Source organism: Allobosea sp. RAF48, assembly GCF_052114025.1.
GTDB lineage: Bacteria > Pseudomonadota > Alphaproteobacteria > Rhizobiales > Beijerinckiaceae > Allobosea.
The window spans coordinates 132,601-150,169 of record NZ_JBFRDZ010000005.1 but is presented as its reverse complement, the minus strand read 5'-3'; the positions used below and the strand labels follow the sequence as shown (position 1 = coordinate 150,169).

The 17,569-nt window shown below is 68.1% G+C and carries 15 protein-coding genes; 4 read left to right on the top strand and 11 right to left on the bottom strand.

Going from position 1 to position 17,569, the window contains the following annotated elements:
• The first annotated feature begins 15 nt into the window (after nucleotides 1-15).
• Genes lpxA through lpxB form a run of 3 tightly spaced genes read left to right on the top strand, consistent with a single transcriptional unit; the run spans nucleotide 16 to nucleotide 2,851 of the window.
• Nucleotides 16-825, top strand: coding sequence for an acyl-ACP--UDP-N-acetylglucosamine O-acyltransferase (lpxA, locus tag AB4Z10_RS11585; RefSeq protein ID WP_441470552.1), 810 nt, complete (start codon nucleotides 16-18; stop codon nucleotides 823-825).
• Nucleotides 822-1,673 carry an LpxI family protein gene (locus AB4Z10_RS11580; RefSeq protein WP_441470551.1) on the top strand — a complete coding sequence of 284 codons (852 nt, stop codon included), beginning with the start codon at nucleotides 822-824 and terminating at the stop codon, nucleotides 1,671-1,673. The genes lpxA and AB4Z10_RS11580 overlap by 4 nt, the downstream gene beginning before the upstream one ends.
• The gene (gene lpxB / locus AB4Z10_RS11575; protein ID WP_441470550.1) at nucleotides 1,673-2,851 is read left to right on the top strand and encodes a lipid-A-disaccharide synthase; all 1,179 of its coding nucleotides are present in this window, start codon (nucleotides 1,673-1,675) and stop codon (nucleotides 2,849-2,851) included. Before AB4Z10_RS11580 ends, lpxB begins: the two co-directional genes overlap by 1 nt.
• A gap of 14 nt (nucleotides 2,852-2,865) precedes the next feature.
• Here lpxB and AB4Z10_RS11570 read toward each other — a convergent pair whose 3' ends face one another.
• From AB4Z10_RS11570 to gltX, 3 genes are all read right to left on the bottom strand, one after another.
• The gene (locus AB4Z10_RS11570; protein WP_441470549.1) at nucleotides 2,866-3,855 is read right to left on the bottom strand and encodes a Bug family tripartite tricarboxylate transporter substrate binding protein; all 990 of its coding nucleotides are present in this window, start codon (nucleotides 3,853-3,855) and stop codon (nucleotides 2,866-2,868) included.
• Between the two features lie 138 nt (nucleotides 3,856-3,993).
• On the bottom strand, nucleotides 3,994-5,283 hold the full coding sequence (gene gltA / locus AB4Z10_RS11565; protein ID WP_441470548.1) for a citrate synthase: 1,290 nt from the start codon (nucleotides 5,281-5,283) through the stop codon (nucleotides 3,994-3,996).
• A 374-nt stretch (nucleotides 5,284-5,657) separates the two neighbouring features.
• Nucleotides 5,658-7,076, bottom strand: a complete 1,419-nt coding sequence (gene gltX, locus AB4Z10_RS11560) for a glutamate--tRNA ligase (protein WP_441470547.1) — start codon at nucleotides 7,074-7,076, stop codon at nucleotides 5,658-5,660.
• Between the two features lie 153 nt (nucleotides 7,077-7,229).
• Between gltX and AB4Z10_RS11555 the strand changes: the two genes are divergently transcribed.
• On the top strand, nucleotides 7,230-9,491 hold the full coding sequence (locus AB4Z10_RS11555) for a ComEC/Rec2 family competence protein (RefSeq protein WP_441470546.1): 2,262 nt from the start codon (nucleotides 7,230-7,232) through the stop codon (nucleotides 9,489-9,491).
• On the opposite strand, the gene lexA is transcribed toward AB4Z10_RS11555, so the two are convergent.
• The 8 genes from lexA to AB4Z10_RS11515 form a co-directional block, all read right to left on the bottom strand.
• Nucleotides 9,485-10,195 (bottom strand): transcriptional repressor LexA, encoded by a 711-nt coding sequence (gene lexA, locus AB4Z10_RS11550; protein WP_441470545.1) that lies wholly within the window; start codon nucleotides 10,193-10,195, stop codon nucleotides 9,485-9,487. The genes AB4Z10_RS11555 and lexA overlap by 7 nt on opposite strands.
• A 184-nt stretch (nucleotides 10,196-10,379) precedes the next feature.
• Nucleotides 10,380-11,591: a molybdopterin molybdotransferase MoeA gene (locus AB4Z10_RS11545; RefSeq protein ID WP_441470544.1), complete on the bottom strand. Its 1,212-nt coding sequence runs from the start codon at nucleotides 11,589-11,591 to the stop codon at nucleotides 10,380-10,382.
• Nucleotides 11,592-11,655: 64 nt separating this feature from the next.
• Nucleotides 11,656-12,156, bottom strand: a complete 501-nt coding sequence (moaC, locus tag AB4Z10_RS11540; protein WP_441470543.1) for a cyclic pyranopterin monophosphate synthase MoaC — start codon at nucleotides 12,154-12,156, stop codon at nucleotides 11,656-11,658.
• Nucleotides 12,153-12,965: an indole-3-glycerol phosphate synthase TrpC gene (gene trpC, locus AB4Z10_RS11535; RefSeq protein WP_441470542.1), complete on the bottom strand. Its 813-nt coding sequence runs from the start codon at nucleotides 12,963-12,965 to the stop codon at nucleotides 12,153-12,155. The genes moaC and trpC overlap by 4 nt, the downstream gene beginning before the upstream one ends.
• Before the next feature lie 7 nt (nucleotides 12,966-12,972).
• Nucleotides 12,973-13,986, bottom strand: a complete 1,014-nt coding sequence (gene trpD, locus AB4Z10_RS11530; protein WP_441470541.1) for an anthranilate phosphoribosyltransferase — start codon at nucleotides 13,984-13,986, stop codon at nucleotides 12,973-12,975.
• Nucleotides 13,987-14,002: 16 nt separating this feature from the next.
• Nucleotides 14,003-14,620, bottom strand: coding sequence for an anthranilate synthase component II (locus AB4Z10_RS11525; protein WP_441470540.1), 618 nt, complete (start codon nucleotides 14,618-14,620; stop codon nucleotides 14,003-14,005).
• A gap of 205 nt (nucleotides 14,621-14,825) precedes the next feature.
• Nucleotides 14,826-15,860, bottom strand: a complete 1,035-nt coding sequence (locus AB4Z10_RS11520) for an aldo/keto reductase (protein WP_441470539.1) — start codon at nucleotides 15,858-15,860, stop codon at nucleotides 14,826-14,828.
• 112 nt (nucleotides 15,861-15,972) lie between these two features.
• Nucleotides 15,973-17,484, bottom strand: coding sequence for a helicase HerA domain-containing protein (locus tag AB4Z10_RS11515; RefSeq protein ID WP_441470538.1), 1,512 nt, complete (start codon nucleotides 17,482-17,484; stop codon nucleotides 15,973-15,975).
• Between the last annotated feature and the right edge of the window lie 85 nt (nucleotides 17,485-17,569).

Genomic DNA, 17,569 nt, shown 5'->3' with positions numbered 1-17,569 from the left:
CAGGACCAGCTCCCGATGAGCCCCTCCATCCATCCCATGTCGGTGGTCGACCCCAAGGCGCAGCTCGGCGTGGGGGTCCGGATCGGACCGTTCTGCACGGTCGGGCCGGATGTCGTGCTGGGGGAGGGCGTGGAACTTGTCAGCCACGTCTCCGTCGCCGGCCGCACCACGATCGGTTCCCGCACGCGGGTCTATCCCTTCGCCTCGATCGGTCATCCGCCGCAGGACGTGAAGTACCGGGGAGAACCCTCGACGCTGACCATCGGCGCGGATTGCCAGATCCGTGAGGGCGTTACGATGAATCCGGGCACGGAAGGCGGCGGGATGGTGACCTCCGTCGGTGACCGCTGCTTCTTCCTGGCCAACTCGCATGTCGGCCATGACAGCCGTCTCGGCAGCAACGTCATCTTCTCCAACAACGTGATGTGCGCCGGCCATGTCACGATCGGCAACTTCGTCATCGTCGGTGGCGGCGCCGGCTTGCAGCAATTCATCCGTATCGGCGATCATGCCTTCATCGGCGGTGGCGCCGGGGTGTTGAGCGATGTCATTCCCTTCGGCACCATCCGCGACAACCCCGCCCACCTCGTCGGGTTGAATCTCGTCGGCCTCAAGCGCCGGGGCTTCACGCGCGAGCAGATCCACGAGCTGCGCCGCGCCTACCGCCTGCTGTTCGCCGATGAAGGAACCTTGACCGAACGGGTCGAGGACGTCGCGGCCGAGTTCGCTTCGCACCCTCTGGTCCACGAGATCCTGGACTTCATCAGGGAAGGTGGCGACAAGGCGCTCTGCATGCCGCGCGACGTCGCTCCGACGGAGCGGTGAGCGCCGCGGGAGCCGCACGCGGCCCGCTCGTGCTGATCGCGGGTGCCGGCGAGTACCCGCTCCGATTGGCCCGCAACCTCGCCGACCATGGCGAGCGTCCCTTCATCGCGGCACTGGAGGGCGCGGCCGACCCAGCTGCTTTCGGCGATGCCGATGTGCAGAGTTACCGTCTCGGCCAGCTCGGCAGCCTGCTCGGCGAGCTGCGCCGACGCAGCATCGTCGACATCGTCATGCTGGGAAGCCTGCCGCGACCCAGCTTCGGGGCGCTGCGGCCTGAAGCCTCGACCCTGAAATATCTGCCTTACTTCGCCCGCGCCTTCCAGGGCGGCGACGACCATCTCTTGCGTGGTGTCGTCCGCTTCTTCGAGGAGCAAGGCTTCCGCGTCCACGGCCCGGCGGACATCGCGCCGGAGCTGACCGCGCCTCGCGGGGCGCTCGGCCGCAGGCAGGCGGCGCCCGTGCAGCAGGCTCTGCTCGAGCGCGGTTTCTCGCTGCTGGCGGCGCTGTCGCCGTTCGATGTCGGCCAGGCGGCGATCCTTGCCGACCACCGGGTCATCGCGATCGAGGCTGCCGAGGGCACTGACGCGATGATCAAGCGCGTGGCGGATCTCGTCGCGCGGGGACGCCTCAAGATCGGCAAGGGCGATGGCGTCCTCGTGAAGGCCCCGAAAATGGGACAGGATCTCCGCGTCGATATGCCGGCCATCGGCCCGGAGACCCTGCGTAACATCGCCGACGCCGGCCTGTCGGGCATCGGGCTCAAGGCGGGCGAGGTGTTGGTCGGCGACCGCGCGGCGCTTGGGCGGCAGGCGGATCAGCTCGGCCTGTTCATCGAAGGCATCGCCTGATGCGACCCTTCAAGCTCGCCATCATTGCGGGCGAGGCCTCAGGCGATGCGCTCGCGCTGCGCTTCCTGGCGGCCCTGCACGAGCGCTTGGGCGATCGCCCCATCGAGCTGCGCGGGGTGGGCGATCATGGCCTGCCGCAAGCGGGGCTGTTGCCGTTCTTTCCGCAAGCCGACATCGCGGTGATGGGCTTCGGCCCGGTGATCGCGCGCCTGCCGCTGCTACTGCGGCGGATGGAGGATGCTGCCCGTGGGATTGCCGATTTTCAGCCGGATCTGCTGCTGACGATCGACAGTCCGGATTTTTGCCTGCGCGTGGCGAAGAAAGTTCGGGCCCGGGCCCCTCATATCCCAATCGCGCACTGGGTTTGCCCGAGCGTCTGGGCCTGGCGCTCCGGCCGGGCACGTCGCATGGCGCCGCATGTCGATCGCATCCTGGCGCTGCTGCCGTTCGAACCGGCTGCTCTCGCGCGGCTGCAGGGTCCTCAGACGATCTATGTCGGCCATCCGTTGATGGAGCGTCTCGCCGAATTGCGGCCGAACCCGGCCGAGCAAGGTGCCCGGGATGATGCGGCCCAGCCGCTGGTGCTGGTCTTGCCCGGCAGCCGCCGCTCGGAAATCCATCATCTGATGCCGGTTTTTGGCGAGGCGATCGCACGGGTCGCAGCGGCTGTTCCCGGGGCGCGCTTCGTTCTGCCGGCCGTCGCGCGGCTCCAACCGATGATCGCTGAGGCCGCGGCGCGCTGGTCGGTCGCGCCGGAGATCGTCAGCGGCGAGGCCGCCAAGCTCGCCGCCTTCCGAGAAGCCCGCGTGGCCCTGGCCGCCTCCGGTACCGTGACGCTCGAGTTGGCCTTGTCTGGCGTGCCGACGGTAGCAGCCTATCGTGGGGCAGGCTGGGAGGCCGTGCTGGCCCGGCGGCTCGTCAAGCTGCCGAGCGTCATCCTGCCGAACCTGATCCTTGGTCGGAACGTCGTCCCGGAGTTCATCCAGGATGATGCGACGGCGGAGGCCTTGGGCCGGCATTTGCTGGCGGCGCTCGCCGAGGGGCCCGAACGGCAGGCGCAGCTGGACGGCTTCGCCGAGGTTGAGACCATCATGCGCTCGGCGGGGCCCAGCCCGGCTGCCAACGCCGTCGAAGCGGCGTTGGCGTTGGTCTCCTCGCCTGCTCGCCTCGAGGCTTGAGTTTGTAAGCCGGCTTATTCGACGACCGCGCCGGACGCCTTGGCGATCGGCGCCCATTTGGCCAGTTCGGTCTTGACGTGCTCGCCGAGCTGCTCCGGCGTCGATCCGACGATATCGGCGCTGACGTCGTTGAGCTTCTTCTTCACTTTCTCGTCCCTGAGCGCCTGGTTGGCGGCCTGGTTGATCTTCTCGACGATCGGGCGGGGCAGGTTGGCCGGGCCGAAAAGCGCATTCCAGGTATAGGTCTCGTAGCCCGGCAGGCCGCTCTCGGCGATGGTCGGCACGTCCGGGAAGGACGCGACGCCCTCCTTGGTGGTGACGCCGATCGCCCGAAGCTGGCCATTACGGATGACGCCGGCCGAGGAGGGCAGGTTGTCGAACATGATCGGCACCGCACCCGAGACGACGTCGTTCAGCGCCGGGCCGGCGCCACGATAGGGCACATGGTTCATCTGGACGCCGCCGAGCGATTTGAACAGCTCGCCGGAGAGGTGCAGCGGCGTGCCGACGCCGGAGGAGGCATAAGAGTACTTGCCCGGATTGTCCTTCAGCACCTGCAGCACTTCCTTCACGGTCTTGGCCGGGAAGTTGGGGTTCACCACCATCACGTTGGGAACGATCGCGAGCAGCGAGATCGGGGTGAAGTCCTTCACCGCGTCGAAGGTGACGGTCTTCAGGATCGCCGGGTTGAGGGCATGGGTCGAGATGGTGCCGAGGAGGAGGGTGTAGCCGTCCGGCGCGGCGCGGGCGACGGCGGTGGAGCCGACATTGCCGCCGGCCCCGGCGCGGTTCTCGATCACCACGTTCTGACCGAGCAGCTCGCTCATCTTCTGGCCGACGAGGCGGGCGACGATATCGGTCGAGCCGCCGGCGGCGAAGGGCACGACCAGCGTGATCGGACGGGACGGGTAAGCGGCCTGGGCCTGCGCCTGCGTGCCGGCGAGGCTCGCGGCTCCGGCGCCGATCAGGAAGGCGCGGCGGTCGAGAAGATGGTTTTCGGTCATGCACGGATCTCCGTTGGAAGACGCGACTCTACCCAGACGCGCTCGCCGATCACCCGCATGCCTTTGATCAATCTTCCGAAACAATAAGGGCGCGGTGGAAACCACCGCGCCCTTGCTGGCGTTCGTGCTGCGCCGGGATCAGCGACGGCCGATCGGCGTGTAATCGCGCTGCGGCGCGCCGGTATAGAGCTGGCGCGGGCGGCCGATCTTCTGGGACGGATCTTCGATCATCTCCTTCCACTGCGCGATCCAGCCGACGGTGCGGGCGACGGCGAAGAGCACAGTGAACATCGAGGTCGGGAAGCCCATCGCCTTCAGCGTGATGCCCGAATAGAAGTCGATGTTCGGATAGAGCTTCTTCTCGATGAAGTACTCGTCGTGCAGCGCGATGCGCTCCAGCTCGATGGCGACGTCCAGAAGCGGGTCGTCCTTGATGCCGAGCTCGTTCAGCACCTCATGCGTGGTCTTCTGCATGATCTTGGCGCGCGGGTCGTAGTTCTTGTAAACCCGGTGGCCGAAGCCCATCAGGCGGAACGGATCGTTCTTGTCCTTGGCCTTGGCGATGTATTTCGGGATGTTGTCGACGGTCCCGATTTCCTCGAGCATCTTGAGCGCCGCCTCATTGGCGCCGCCATGGGCGGGCCCCCACAGGCAGGCCGTGCCGGCCGCGATGCAGGCGAAGGGGTTGGCGCCCGAGGATCCGGCGAGGCGCACGGTCGAGGTCGAGGCGTTCTGCTCGTGGTCGGCGTGCAGGATGAAGATGCGGTCGAGCGCGCGCGACAGCACCGGATTGACCTTGTACTCCTCGGCCGGGACCGCAAAGCACATGCGCAGGAAGTTCGAGGTGTAGTCCAGCGAGTTCAGCGGATACACGAAGGGCTGGCCAACGGTGTACTTGAACGCCATCGCCGCCAGCGTCGGCACCTTCGCGATCATACGCATCGAGGCGATCATGCGCTGATGCGGGTCTGAGATGTCGGTGGAGTCGTGATAGAAGGCCGACATCGCGCCGATCGAGCCGACCATGACGGCCATCGGATGGGCATCGCGGCGGAAGCCCTGGAAGAAGCGGGCCATCTGCTCATGCACCATGGTGTGGCGCGTGACGCGGTAGTCGAAATCCGCCTTCTGCGCGGCGGTCGGCAGTTCCCCGTAGAGCAGCAGATAGCAGGTCTCGAGGAAGTCGCCGTGCTCGGCGAGTTGCTCGATCGGGTAGCCGCGATAGAGCAGCACGCCCTGGTCGCCGTCGATATAGGTGATCTGCGACTCGCAGCTCGCCGTCGAGGTGAAGCCGGGGTCGTAGGTGAACATGCCCGTCTGGGCGTAGAGCTTGCCGATGTCGATGACGGCAGGGCCGACCGACCCTTGCTTGATCGCCATGTCGACGGTCTTGTCGCCGACCTGGAGCTGGCTCGTGTTTCCGCTCATCGATACCGATCCTTTCAAGGCTCGCTGCTGTTCAGCACCTGTTTCGCCTATCCGCCGGCGCTTCCGCGCCAGCCTTTTCCCATCCGAGGCCCGCGATGTGACGGGATGATGTCGGAAGGGGATGTGGAAGGAGACCCATGTGGCTGATATACAAGCAATATTCGTGCTCCGCCACGGTGTGGCCGCGCAACGCACTTGCGCGTCACTAGACCATTTGCCCAGTGCATTCAACCAAGCCGAAAGGCGATTGGAACCGCGCCTGGATCATATCTGCGCGAGCAGCGAGCACGCCGCCACCGCGAGGCGGCGTGCGCAAGCTTGAAAGCTGAAAGAGGGGCACCGCCCGGCAGCGGCGATGCCCCATTTACGACAGCTCAGGCTTGGTCGGCGAGCCGCGCCAGCGTCTCGTCGCGACCGAGCACGGCCATCACGTCGAAGAGCCCGGGCGACATGGCGCGGCCGGTCAGCGCGGCGCGCAGCGGCTGCGCCGCCTGGCCGAGCTTGATGCCGCTCTCCTCGACATAGGCGCGCACGGCCGCCTCCAGCGGCGCAGGAGCCCAATCGCTGACCACGGCGAGTTTCTCGGCGATCTTCGGCAGGCGCTGCCGCGCGGCTTCGTCGAGCAGGCTCTTGGCCTTGTCGTCGAGCTGCAGCGGGCGCTGGGCATAGAGATAGAAGGCGCTGTCGAGCAGCTCGACCAGCGTCTTGGCGCGCTCCTTGAGGCCGGGCATGGCTGCGAGGAACTTCGCTTCCAGCTCCGGCGACAGCGTCTGGCCGATACCGCGCGCCGGGCCGATCTCCGGCAGGATGACCTTGAGCGCATCGAGGAGCTCGCGGTCGCTCGACTGGCGCATGTAGAGCCCGTTGAGGTTCTCGAGCTTGGCGTAGTCGAAGCGCGCCGGCGAGCGGCCGATCGATGAGAGGTTGAAGGCGTCGATCATTTCCTGCGTGGAGAAGACCTCCTGGTCGCCATGGCTCCAGCCCAGCCGCACCAGATAGTTGCGCAGGGCCGCCGGCAGGTAGCCCATCGAGCGATAGGCATCGATGCCGAGCGCGCCGTGGCGCTTCGAGAGCTTGGCGCCGTCCGGCCCGTGGATCAGCGGGATATGCGACATGCTCGGCACATCCCAGCCGAGCGCGTCGTAGATCTGGGTCTGGCGGGCGGCGTTGGTGAGATGGTCGTCGCCGCGGATGACATGGGTCACGCCCATGTCGTGGTCGTCGACCACGACGGCGAGCATATAGGTCGGCGTGCCGTCCGAGCGCAGCAGCACGAGGTCGTCGAGATTCTCGTTCTGCCAGACGACCCGGCCCTGCACCTCGTCGTTCACCACCGTCTCGCCGGTCTGGGGTGCCTTGAGGCGGATGACGGGCTTGACGCCGTCCGGCGCAGTCGACGGGTCGCGGTCGCGCCAGCGGCCGTCATAGCGCAGCGGCTTGCCCTCGGCGCGGGCCTTTTCGCGCATCTCCTCGAGCTCGGCCGGGCTGGCGTAGCAGTAATAGGCCCTGCCGGCGGCGAGCATCTGCTCGGCCACCTCGCGGTGCCGCGCCGCGCGCTGGAACTGATAAACGGTCTGCCCGTCCCAATCGAGGCCGAGCCATTCCAGCCCGTCGAGGATCGCTGCGATAGCGGCATCGGTCGAGCGTTCGCGGTCGGTGTCTTCGATGCGCAGCAGCATCTTGCCGCCTTGGCGGCGGGCATAGAGCCAGTTGAACAGCGCCGTGCGAGCTCCGCCGATATGCAGGAATCCGGTGGGCGAGGGCGCAAAGCGCGTGACGACGGCATTGCTCATGGAAGGCAACTCCGACCGGGCGGCGGGAGCCGCCCGGGGCAAGACAGGGAAATGGCGCAGGTCATGACATGACAACCGGCGCGCGCCCTGTAACATGGCTTGGCCGGAAAGGTTAAGCGGTCAAATCGCAGCGCCGGCGAGGAGGGGCGGAGAATGCAGCCGGGGCCGCCGGGGCAGGACAAGCCGCGCGGCGCGCGAGCCGAGGCCTTGCCTCTGCGCCTGCTGCCAAGCTGGCTGACCTCCGTTCGCTTCGAAGTCTGGCTGCAAGACTGGCAGGCCCGGTTCGGTCAGGCGCTCGAACTCGAGGCCGAGCGCCGCCGTCCGTTCCTGTGGCTGCCCGTGGCGATGGGCGCCGGCATCCTGTTCTATTTCGCGGCCGACCGTGAGCCGGTTTTATGGGCGCCTCTGGCTGGCTTCGCGCTCAGTGCGATCTTCGCGTTCGTGCTGCGAACCCGTCGGCTAGCCTCGATGGCCTCCCTGGCGGTGGCCGCCGCCTTCGCGGGTTTTGCCGCCGGTGCCTGGCGTACGGCGGATGTCGCGGCGCCGATGCTGGAGCGTCAACGAATCGGCAAGGTGACGGGTTTCGTCGAGAGCGTCGAGGCACGCGACAGCGGCGCCCGTATCGTCCTGCTGGTAACGGAATTCGCCGGGATGCCGGCAGCCGAGCGCCCAAGGCGCGTGCGCGTCAATATCCGCGCCGCTTCCGTGGCGCCGGGCGATCATGTCGTCGCGACGGCGCGGCTGCTGCCTCCGCCCGGGCCGGCCCGGGCCGGCGGCTATGATTTCGGTCGCGATGCCTTCTTCCGGGGCATTGGCGCAGTCGGCAGCATCGCGGGCAAGATTGCCCTGGCGCCACCGCCGCATCCGATGCCGACGCGTCTTGCCGTCGATGTCGCCATCGACAGGGCGCGCAATGCCTTGACCCAACGCATCGCGGAAGGCGGTGGCGGACAGGGCGGGGCAGTCGCCGCCGCCCTCGTTACGGGAAAGCGCGGGCTGATCACCGAGGCGACGAACAACGACCTGCGCGCCGCCGGCATCTACCACATCGTTTCGATCTCCGGCCTGCACATGGTCCTCGCCGCCGGGACGATCTTCTGGCTGGTGCGCGCCCTGCTGGCGCTCTCCCAGACCGCCGCGCTGCGCTGGCCGATCAAGAAGATCGCAGCGGCCGCAGCGATGTTCGGCGCGACCGCCTACTGCATCTTCTCGGGCAGCGATGTCGCGACCGAGCGCTCGCTGATCATGACGCTGGTGATGCTCGGCGCGATCCTTGTCGATCGTGCGGCGCTGAGCATGCGCAATCTCGCGCTTGCGGCCATGATCGTGCTCCTGCGCGAGCCGGAGGCCTTGCTCGGGCCGAGCTTCCAGATGTCCTTCGGAGCCGTCGCGGCATTGATCGCCTTTGCCGAACGCTGGGAGAGCCGAAAGCGCTCCCAGCCGCCGCCGACCTTGCCGTGGCCGCTTGGGCCGGTCTGGGCCGCGGCACTCGGCATCGTCGTCACCACGTTGCTGGCAACGGCCGCGACAGCGCCCTTCGGCGCCTATCATTTTCAGACCTTCAATCCCTTCGGCCTGCTCGGCAATGCGATGGCGCTGCCCTTCGTCTCGCTCTTCGTCATGCCGGCGGCCGTCTTCGGCGTGCTGGCTTACCCCTTCGGACTGGACTGGCCCGCCTGGGCGCTGATGGGGCTGGCTTCCGATGTCGTGCTCAAGGTGGCGCACTGGGTCGCAAGCATCGACCATTCCACGGTGATGATCGCAGCCTTCGGGCCGGCGGTGCTGACCTGCTTCGTGCTGGCGCTGCTGTGGCTGACGCTCTGGACCACGCCCTGGCGCTGGCTGGCGGCGCTGCCGCTCCTGCTCGGCGTGGCCATCGCCGGCAAGCCGGAGCGGCCGGAAATCCTGATCGAACGCGACGGTTCGGGGCTGGCGGTGCGGGGCCCGGATGGCCGCCTCGCGATTGCGGGCAAGCCGAGCCGTTTCGTGCTGCAGCAATGGCTCGCTGCTGATGGCGATCGCCGTTCGCCGGACGATCCGACGCTGCGGGCCGGCATTAGCTGCGATGCGCTCGGCTGCGTCGCACGGACGCCGGATCAGCGCACCGTCTCCTACACGCGCGACAGGTTGGGGCTTATCGAGGACTGCATGCGAGCTGACCTCGTCGTCACGGCCATCCCCTGGAGCGGAACCTGCAAGGCACGGCTGATCGAGCGAATGGCGTTATCGCGCGACGGCGCGACTTCGCTCTATCGAACAGGATCGGGGTGGAGCAGCCATGTCTCGGAGCAGAACGCTGCCGACCGCCCCTGGAGCCGCCGCCGTGAACAGCGCCCTGCGCAAGCCTCGACAGCGCCTCCGAGTGTGACACCGGCTTCCGCCGACGGCGAAGCCGAGGTCGAGCGCCTTCAGTAGCGCCGCATCAGATTGACGAGGCGGCCCTGGATCTTGACCCGGTCCGGCCCGAGCACGCGCGTCTCATAGGCGGGGTTGGCGGCTTCGAGCGCGATCGAGGAGCCGCGCTTGCGCAGTCGCTTGAGCGTCGCTTCCTCGTCATCGATCAGCGCCACGACGATGTCGCCGGTATTGGCCGAATCCTGCTTGCGGATGATGACGGTGTCGCCGTCGAGGATGCCGGCTTCGACCATCGAGTCACCACGCACTTCCAGCGCGTAATGCTCGCCGGAGCCGAGCATGTCGGGCGGCAGCGAGACGGTGTGGCTACGGTTCTGGATCGCCGAGATCGGCGTGCCGGCGGCGATGCGGCCCATGACCGGGATCGCGATGGAGGAGCGGCTGTCCTCATCGGCCGCAGGGCGTGGCTTGGTGAGATTCGGCTGCGAGCCGAGGCCGCCCTGGACGACCGCAGGGTTGAAACGCTGCCGCTGCTGCGGGGCGCCGAGCCCGTCGGGCATCTTGATGATCTCGAGCGCACGCGCCCGGTTGGGCAGGCGACGGATGAATCCGCGCTCCTCCAGCGCCATGATCAGCCGGTGAATGCCCGACTTGGAGCGCAGATCGAGCGCATCCTTCATCTCGTCGAAGGAGGGCGGCACCCCGCTCTCACGCAAGCGTTCCTGGATGAAGCGCAGGAGTTCGTGTTGCTTGCGTGTCAGCATGATCCCCGCCGGCCTTCTCGAAGGCTAGATTCGAAACAAAGCAGGAACACCATACGCGTTCCACTTGTGTTCCGCAAGCGGGCTCCGGCATCGAAGCGAACAGTGGAATCCACTTTTCGGGCAGATCCGATGCGATAACCCTATACAGATCGCTACGATCGCGTCCGACAGGATGAGCGGTGATCTAGCGCAGCGGCAGGATGCGGCAGATGTCGCCTTTTTTTGCCGGCGCGGCATGGGCAGGCCGGATCGTCAATGCCTGCGCCCGTGCCAGCGTGCCGAGCATCGAGGAATCCTGCCGGTCGAAGGGCGTCGCCACCCAGCCATCCGGCCTCAGTGCGAGCTCCGAGCGCAGATAGTCCTCGCGCTCGTCATTGGCCGGCATGTCACGGCCGAGGCGGGCGGGGATGCTGCGGTCGCGGTCGGCCTCCCCAATGCCGAGCAGAGCCTCGATCAGCGGCAGGACGAAGAGATGGCCGCAGACGATCGAGGAGACCGGGTTTCCGGGCAAGCCGACCACGACCATGCGGCCGAGTCGGCCGGTCATCATCGGTTTGCCCGGCCGCATCGCGATCTTCCAGAAGCCGAGCGACATGCCGGCCCGCGTCAGCGCCTCCTGCACGAGGTCATGCGCGCCGACCGAGGCCCCGCCGAGTGTGATGAGGACGTCGGCGTCGGCGTCCCGCGCCTGGCCGATCTTGGCCGCGAGGTCGGCGTGGTCGTCGCGGGCGATGCCGAGATCGAGAACGGCACCGCCGGCCTTCTCGACCAGTGCAGCGAGCGAGAAGGAGTTCGAGGCGACGATCTGGTCGCGCCCGACCGGCTCGCCCGGAGCCACCAACTCGTCGCCAGTGGCAAGGATCGCGACGCGCGGCTTGCGCCGGACGGGCAAGGTCGGATGTCCCATCGCGGCGGCAAGGCCCAGCGCAGCGCTGTCGAGCACGCGTCCGGCCGGCAGCAGGACGTTGCCCTCGCGGAAATCCAGCCCGGCTGCGCGCAGGAACTTGCCCCTGGCAGGCGGCACCCGCACGCGGATCGCCGGGCTGTCGACGCCGTCGGCATCCTCCTGCATCAGGACGGTATCGGCGCCCTCCGGCATTGGCGCGCCCGTGAAGATGCGCACGGCCTGCCCCGGCCCGACCGAGCCCTCGAAGGCCCGGCCAGCGGCGGATTCGCCGATCACCGCGAGCGAGATGCCCGCCGCCATGTCGTCGCCGCGCACGGCATAGCCGTCCATGGCGGAATTGGCGAAGGGCGGCTGGGTCCGGAGCGCCTTGACCTCACCGGCAAGCACCCGCCAGGCGCATTGCGCGAGCGGCAGGGTTTCGGCCCCGGTCGGCCCTGGAATGCTGTCGAGCAGCGCCTTGCGCGCGACGGGGACCGGGGTGAGCGCCATCAGAGCAGGATGCCGAACCGCAGGTCCGCGGCAGCGAATAGTTGGGACCGGTTTTCGGATGACATCATGCTCGACTTCCTTCCTGCGAAGCCTTTGCGTCGTAGTCGCCGGACTGGCCGCCGGATTTGTGTATGAGCCGGATGTTCTCGATCCGCATCGCCCTGTCGACCGCCTTGACCATGTCGTAGACGGTCAGGCAGGCGACCGAGACGGCCGTGAGCGCCTCCATCTCGACGCCGGTCTGGCCTTTCATCTTCACTTCGGCGCGCACGCGCACGCCCGGCAATGCCTCGTCGATCGTGAGATCGACCCCGATCTTGCTGAGCAGCAGGGGGTGGCAGAGCGGGATCAGCTCATGTGTGCGCTTGGCGGCCATGATTCCGGCGAGGCGCGCCGTGCCGAGCACGTCGCCCTTCTTGGCGTTGCCGTCGCGCACGATCGCGATCGTCCCCGGCGCCATCACGACGCTCCCTTCGGCGACGGCGAAGCGGGTCGTCTCGGCCTTGTCGCTGACATCGACCATATGCGCCTGGCCCTGGGCGTCGAGATGGCTGAGCCGGCTCACGCCGCGCTCTCTTGCGCCGTGCCGGTCAGCAGCGCCCGCGTCGCGGCCGTGACATCCGCCTGCCGCATCAGGCTCTCGCCGACGAGGAAGCTGTTGACGCCGGCCTTGTGGAGGCGGGCGATGTCGGCATGGGCGAAGATGCCGCTCTCGCCGATGACGATGCGGTCGGAGGGGACGCGCGGCGCGAGCCGCTCGGTCACCGCGAGATCGACGTGGAAGCTGCGCAGATCGCGGTTGTTGATGCCGAGCAGCCGGCTCTCGAGCTTGAGCGCCCGGTCGAGCTCGGCGTCGTCATGAACCTCGACGAGCACGTCCATGCCGAGTTCGCGCGCGGTTTCGTTGAGCGCCCTGGCGGTGTCGTCGTCGACACCAGCCATGATGATCAGGATGCAGTCGGCGCCCCAGCTGCGGGCTTCGTAGACCTGATAGGGCTCGTAGAGGAAATCCTTGCGCAGCGCCGGCAGGCCGGAGGCCTCGCGCGCCTGCGTCAGGAATTCCGGCTGACCCTGGAAGGAGGGCCCATCGGTCAGCACGGAGAGGCAGGCCGCGCCGCCGGCGGCATAGGCACGGGCGAGCGAAGGCGGGTCGAAATCGGCGCGGATCAGCCCCTTGGACGGGCTCGCCTTCTTGATCTCGGCGATCAGGGCCGGCTTGCCGTCCGCGAGCTTGGCGGCGAGAGCATCGGCGAATCCGCGCGGCTTGCCGGCGGCACGGGCGCGGCGTTCGATCTCGGCCAGCGGCACGGCGGCCTTGGCGGCCGCGATCTCCTGGCGCTTGTAGGCTTCGATCTTGGCGAGGATGTCGGTCATGCCGCCCTCACGCGTTCGAGGCTTTGATGAGGGCGTCCAGCGTCGCCTTGGCCTTGCCAGAGTCGAGGACGGACGTCGCCTGGGCGAAGCCGTCCTTCAGGTTCGCAGCCTTGCCGGCGACGAGCAGTGCTGCCGCGGCATTGAAGGCGGCGATGTCGCGGAAGCCGGTCCTCTCGCCGGCGAGCACGGCGTTCAGCGCAGCCGCATTCTGCTCGGGCGTGCCGCCACGCAGCTCCTCCGGCCTGGCCGGCTCGAGGCCGACATCGGAGGGGCTGATCGTAAAGCTTTCGACCTTGCCGTTCTCCAGCGAGACGACGCGGGTCGGCCCGGTCGTGGTGATCTCGTCGAGCCCGTCGGAGCCGTGCACGGCCCAGACGCGAGTCGAGCCGAGCGAGGCCAGCACCTTGACCATCGGCTCCAGCCAGGTTTCGGAGAAGGCCCCGATCAGCTGGCGCTTCACCCCGGCCGGGTTCGAGAGCGGGCCGAGCAGGTTGAAGATCGTGCGCGTGCCGAGCTCGGTACGCACCGGCGCGACATGGCGCATCGAGGCGTGGTGCGTCGGCGCGAACATGAAGCCGACACCGGCCTCGGCGATGCAGCGCTCCGTCCCGGACGAATCGAGCCCGACCTTGACGCCGAGTGCGGTGAGCACGTCGGCCGCGCCGGAGCGCGAGGATGCCGCGCGGTTGCCGTGCTTGGCGACGGGCACGCCGCAGGCTGCCGTGATGATCGAAGCCAGCGTCGAGACGTTGTAGGAGCCGGACGAATCGCCGCCGGTGCCGACGATGTCGATCGCCTCGGCCGGTGCCTTCACCGGCAGCATCTTCCCGCGCATGGCGCCGACGGCGCCGGCGATCTCGTCGATCGTCTCGCCGCGGACGCGCAGCGCCATCAGGAAGGCGGCGGACTGCGCGTTGGTGACCTCGCCGGAGAGAATCGTGTCGAAGGCGTCCCGCGCCTCCTCGCGCGAGAGTGTCGCTCCGGTCGCGACCTTGGCGATGAAGGGTTTGAAGTCGTCCATGGAAACTCTGCGGAAATCAGGCTGATGGGGTCAGGGCGGCGGCTTCGTGCTCGCTGCGCCATCGCTGGGCGAGATCGAGGAAATTCCGCAGGATCGTCGCGCCATGCTCGGAGGCGATGCTCTCCGGATGAAACTGGACGCCGTGGACCGGCAGCTCCCGGTGCGAGAGCGCCATGATCAGGCCGTCATCGGTTTCGGCCTCGATGTCGAAGACAGTCGGGCAGGAATCGCGATCGACCACGAGGGAGTGATAGCGCGTCGCCTGCAGCGGCCCGTTGATGCCGCGGAACAGGCCGCGTGCCCTGTGCCTGATCGGCGAGACCTTGCCGTGCATCGGCACGGGCGCCCGCACGACGTCGCCGCCGAAGGCCTGCCCCATCGCCTGCAGGCCGAGGCACACGCCGAAAATTGGCTTGCGGGCGGCGCCCTGCCGGACGACATCGAGGCAGATCCCGGCCTCGTTTGGCGTGCAGGGGCCGGGCGAGAGCACGATCGCATCATGCTCGCCGCCCAGCGCTTCTTCGACCGACAGCGCGTCGTTGCGCCAGACATCGACCTCGGCTCCCAGGCCACCGATGAGGTGGACCAGGTTCCAGGTGAAGCTGTCGTAGTTGTCGATCAACAGAACGCGCATGGCTGGACCCGTGAATACGGCCACAGGTCATGCACGTTCGGGGGCGGGGTGGTCAAGTTTTGCGCGGCGGTCATCTCCCGAAGTGCGCTCGCACGGAGCAGCCCGTCATTGCGAGCGAACGGAAGCAATCCAGGGGGATCCGGCTGACGTGGTCCGTCCTGCGGCCCCTGGATTGCTTCGTCGCCCTGCTCCTCGCAATAACGGCTCAGACCAGCGGCGGATTGAGACGGCCGAAACCCTCCTGCCGCCGATAGGGGAAGTACGGGTATGGCGCCGTACGGACGCTCGCGGCATCGAGCCGCGCAACCTGCTCGGCCGTCAGGTTCCAGCCGACGGCTCCGAGATTGTCGCGCAGCTGCTGCTCGTTGCGGGCGCCGATGATGACCGAGGAGACCGTCGGGCGCTGCAGCAGCCAGTTGATCGCGACCTGCGGCACGCTCTTGCCGGTCTCCTGCGCGATGGCATCGAGCACGTCGACGATGGCGTAGAGCTGCTCGTCCTCGACCGGCGGGCCGAACTCGGCTGTCTCGTGCAGCCGGCTCCCGGCCGGAAGAGGCTGGCCGCGCCGGATCTTGCCAGTGAGGCGGCCCCAGCCGAGCGGGCTCCAGACCAGCGCGCCGACGCCCTGGTCGAGGCCGAGCGGCATCAGCTCCCATTCGTAGTCGCGCCCGACGAGCGAGTAGTAGACCTGATGCGCGACATAGCGGGGCCAGCCATGACGCTCGGCGGCGGCCAGAGACTTCATCAGCTGCCAGCCGGAGAAGTTGGAGACGCCGACATAGCGAAGCTTGCCCGCCCGGACGAGCGCGTCGAGCGTCGAGAGAACCTCCTCGACCGGCGTGCCGGCGTCAAAGGCATGCAGCTGGAGCAGGTCGATATAGTCGGTGCCGAGCCGGCGCAGCGCGTCCTCGGTCGCCTTGATCAGGCGGCTGCGCGAGGAGCCGGCATCGTTCGGGCCGTCGCCCATCGGCAGCGTCGTCTTGGTCGAGATCAGCACCTTGTCGCGGCGGCCCTTGATCGCCTCGCCGAGGACTTCCTCGGACGCCCCGTTCGAGTAGACGTCGGCTGTGTCGAAGAGGTTCAGCCCGGCTTCGAGGCAGATATCGACGAGGCGGTGCGCTTCCTTGGCGTCCGTGTTGCCCCAGGCGCTGAAGAGCGGTCCCTGTCCGCCGAAGGTGCCCGCGCCGAAACTCAGGGCGGGAACCTTCAGTCCCGAATGGCCCAAACGCCGATATTCCATGATCCAGATCTCCTGTGGAGGTCAGAACATGGTGGTGCGAAGCCGGCGTGATTAGTCGGCCGGCTGGAACAGCATTCGTGAGTTGAAGTCACCGAGCGCGCGGCGCTGGCTTCTATCCGCGGGCGCCGCGCGGCATCCCGGCCGTGCGCGGCTGAGCCTGGCCCGGCGCGGTCTCGACGCCGAGCGCAGGCAGGGCGAGCGTTCGCAGGCCGCGGAAGTCGACATGACAGACGATCAGGCCGCGCTCTTCGATATAGCCGAGCAGGCGCCGCGCCCGGCTGGGCGAGTGGCTGCCATAGACTTCGGCGAGCTCGGCATCGCTGGGGCAGGGCCTGCCCTCGATGGCGGTGCGGGCGATGTAGAGGAAGAGCCCCTGCAGGTCTTCCGGCAGCGTGCCCGAGGCCACGACTGCCGCCTGCCAGCCCTCGCTGGTCGCGACGCTGTCGCTGACGCCGGCCCGCGCCACGGCGAGCCTGCGGCGGAACTCCTCCAGGCTCAGATTCGTCCGGCCGAGCCGGCGCATCCGGCAGCGCACGGTGAAATCCTGATAGAGCACCGCGACCTGGCGCGAGCGTGCTTCAGGGTCGGCCATCAGCTCGCGCAGAATCTCGACCATGATCGCTTCGCGCTCTTCCGGCTCCAGCTCGATCTCGGGCTCGGGCTCGGTCTGCGGAGCCGGGCGGTAGGTCTCGATCCGGCGCAGCACCTCGTTCGGGTCCGGGCGTGGGCGCGGCGCCGGGCGGACCGGCCGCGCCATCGGCGGCGGCTCGTCCTCGCCGGGCGTGAAGATCAGCTTGCCTGCTTCCGCCGGCGCCTGTTCGGGCAGCGGCATCAACCCCGGCGCGCTGCCGCGATCGACGGAGCTGACGGTGCCGATCCTGATCGGCAGCGGGCGCTTTGACAGGGCAGGGCCGAGCGCCACGAACTGGCCGCGTTCGAGATCGCGGAACATTTCGGCCTGGCGCCGGTCCATGCCGAGCAGGTCGGCGGCGCGCTGCATGTCGATGTCGAGGAAGGTGCGACCCATCAGGAAGTTCGAGGCTTCCGCCGCGACGTTCTTCGCGAGCTTGGCTAGGCGCTGGGTCGCGATGACGCCGGCAAGGCCGCGCTTGCGGCCGCGGCACATCAGATTGGTCATGGCGCCGAGCGAGAGTCGGCGCGCCTCGTCCGAGGCCTCGCCTGCCATCACCGGGGCGAAGAGCTGGGCTTCGTCGACGACGATCAGCATCGGGAACCAGAGCGAGCGGTCGACGTCGAAGAGCCCGCCGAGGAAGGCTGCCGTGGCGCGCAGCTGCTCGTCCGCCTCGAGGTTTTCGAGGTTCAGGACCACCGAGACGCGGTGCTGGCGCACGCGCAGCGCGACGCGCTGCAGCTCCGCCTCGCCGCACTCGGCATCGACAACGACATGGCCGAACTGGTCGGCGAGCGAGACGAAATCGCCCTCCGGGTCGATGATGGCCTGCTGGACGAGCGGGGCGCTCTGCTCCAGCAGGCGGCGCAGCAGATGCGACTTGCCCGAGCCCGAATTGCCCTGGACGAGCAGGCGCGTCGCCAGCAATTCGGCGAGATCGATGAGACCGGGCTCGCCGGTCCTTGTCGTTCCCATCTCGATCGCTGTCGTCATGCCGGTCGTGAATCGCCTTGTTTGGTCGGGCGCAGGCGCGCGACCGGGGCTTCTAGCACGGCCTCGCCCCCGCTGGACGCAGGGC

Coding starts and splice junctions, on each gene's coding strand:
- lpxA (WP_441470552.1), top strand. CDS start 16: ATGAGCCCCTCCATCCATCCCATGTCGGTGGTCGACCCCAAGGCGCAG.
- lpxB (WP_441470550.1), top strand. CDS start 1,673: ATGCGACCCTTCAAGCTCGCCATCATTGCGGGCGAGGCCTCAGGCGAT.
- AB4Z10_RS11570 (WP_441470549.1), bottom strand. CDS start 3,855: ATGACCGAAAACCATCTTCTCGACCGCCGCGCCTTCCTGATCGGCGCC.
- gltA (WP_441470548.1), bottom strand. CDS start 5,283: ATGAGCGGAAACACGAGCCAGCTCCAGGTCGGCGACAAGACCGTCGAC.
- gltX (WP_441470547.1), bottom strand. CDS start 7,076: ATGAGCAATGCCGTCGTCACGCGCTTTGCGCCCTCGCCCACCGGATTC.
- AB4Z10_RS11555 (WP_441470546.1), top strand. CDS start 7,230: ATGCAGCCGGGGCCGCCGGGGCAGGACAAGCCGCGCGGCGCGCGAGCC.
- lexA (WP_441470545.1), bottom strand. CDS start 10,195: ATGCTGACACGCAAGCAACACGAACTCCTGCGCTTCATCCAGGAACGC.
- AB4Z10_RS11545 (WP_441470544.1), bottom strand. CDS start 11,591: ATGGCGCTCACCCCGGTCCCCGTCGCGCGCAAGGCGCTGCTCGACAGC.
- trpC (WP_441470542.1), bottom strand. CDS start 12,965: ATGACCGACATCCTCGCCAAGATCGAAGCCTACAAGCGCCAGGAGATC.
- trpD (WP_441470541.1), bottom strand. CDS start 13,986: ATGGACGACTTCAAACCCTTCATCGCCAAGGTCGCGACCGGAGCGACA.
- AB4Z10_RS11525 (WP_441470540.1), bottom strand. CDS start 14,620: ATGCGCGTTCTGTTGATCGACAACTACGACAGCTTCACCTGGAACCTG.
- AB4Z10_RS11520 (WP_441470539.1), bottom strand. CDS start 15,860: ATGGAATATCGGCGTTTGGGCCATTCGGGACTGAAGGTTCCCGCCCTG.
- AB4Z10_RS11515 (WP_441470538.1), bottom strand. CDS start 17,484: ATGACGACAGCGATCGAGATGGGAACGACAAGGACCGGCGAGCCCGGT.